This is a genomic window from Methanobrevibacter oralis (assembly GCF_001639275.1).
Classification (GTDB): domain Archaea; phylum Methanobacteriota; class Methanobacteria; order Methanobacteriales; family Methanobacteriaceae; genus Methanocatella; species Methanocatella oralis.
In genome coordinates, this window is record NZ_LWMU01000126.1 from 1 (window position 1) to 1,649 (window position 1,649).

Below are 1,649 nucleotides of genomic sequence, written 5' to 3' on the forward strand. Positions count from 1 at the left end.
TGAAGTAGATCCTTTTAAATCGCTTTTGTTCATTTCAACATTTAATCTATCATCATCTTCAACTTCTAAAATTGTAGTATTTTCACTTAAATCTATTTCAGATGTTGCATTGTCTTGTGCTGAAACAACTGAAATAGATAAAAATATTAAAAATAAAAACACTATTACAACTTTATTTAAATTCTTAATCATTTTATATCAATCCTCCGGATCTTAATATTTTCATAATTAAATGAAATTGAATCAATATAATATTTAAATAATTAATAATGATTCTATACAATCATCTATAAATAATTAACTGTTCTGAATCAACCCAGGACTGTCAATTTGTTAGGTCTTCATTTCTTCTTTTTGTCCAACCATCGTTTTTATGCATTAATGCACTCCATAATCCTTGCATAGTCCTATAACTTCTTTTTTCGTATTTTGGCATTGTATTGCCATTGAAATTTTCTAATTTATTATTTGTTGGTTCTAAATGTCTTTTATAATCATCTTCAAGGAATATTAGGAATTTTCTGTATTCTGGGAAAAAATTCTTTTTTAGATACTTGGCCAAATGTTCTGGATAATATTTTATTTCATCTTTTAAAAATTTTATATACTCAATTGCTTCATCAAAGGTTGGTTGTTTAAATAATTTCATAAATTCAGCAATATATTTCCATATTTCTTTTTTTACTTCTTCTTTTTTCTTTTTTATAATTTCATCAAGATTGTCATCAGAGTATTTAGGATGAGTATTTTTTAATTCAAAGCGATAATTAGTCATATTTTTGTTTATTTTCTTTTCCATGTTACTTTTAATGTTTTTTTCCAAGTGAAAAGTACAATGTTGGTGAATAAATCCTAATTTGCTCATTATTTTATCATATTCCGGTTTTAAATCCGCAACAATTGCAACACGGTCTTTAAAAGGAATACTCATATAAATAAAATTTTCAATTACATTCTCATTTAATATTTCAGTTAGCATCGATGCCACAGGTACGTTATTGACTAAATCAAAGAGTACAAGGTAGTAAACCCAGTTTCCGTTAACTCTCTCCCACTGTTCATCATATCCGTAATATCCAGACAATTTCAACTCATCGTTGAAATAATAAAATTCACCTCCGACCAATAAAGCTTTTCTTATGGTTTCATGAGACACTTTAATTCCAAACCAGTCTTTAATGAGTCTTTTAATATTTCTTAGAGATATCCAACTGTTTTCACGGGCATTAATTATTTTATTTTTGAAATCATTGGATAAATTACAGAATTTATCATAGAATCCTGTAAACTCTGCTTGAGATTTTTTTCCGCAATCGTGGCAAAAATATCGTTTAATTTTTACTCTAATTGGAAATCCTTCTTCTAAACATAATGTTCTCCAATTAAGTTAATACTGAATGTTTTCAGTTGAATTATTCAAAACAAATTTATCATCAAAAACTAATCAAAAATGAAAAATCAATAAAAAAAATCAAAAACCCATAAAACAAGTAAAAAAAATAAAAAATAAATCATATAAACTAATACAATATCAAATAAAAGATTTAAATAAGAAAAATAAGAATAATAAAATACTATAATTAAAAATTAAAAAATAAATTTCTTAAATTAACTGGGTTGATTCAGAGCCGTTAATTATTTATAGTTGA

2 protein-coding genes are annotated in these 1,649 nt (G+C 25.0%); both read right to left on the reverse strand.

From position 1 onward, the window contains the following. On the reverse strand, positions 1-192 hold a 192-nt coding region (locus MBORA_RS09660), incomplete at its 3' end, for a hypothetical protein (RefSeq protein ID WP_156482722.1). A gap of 133 nt (positions 193-325) precedes the next feature. Continuing rightward, positions 326-1,156 carry a hypothetical protein gene (locus MBORA_RS09665; RefSeq protein WP_156482723.1) on the reverse strand — a complete coding sequence of 277 codons (831 nt, stop codon included), beginning with the start codon at positions 1,154-1,156 and terminating at the stop codon, positions 326-328. Positions 1,157-1,649 lie beyond the last annotated feature (493 nt).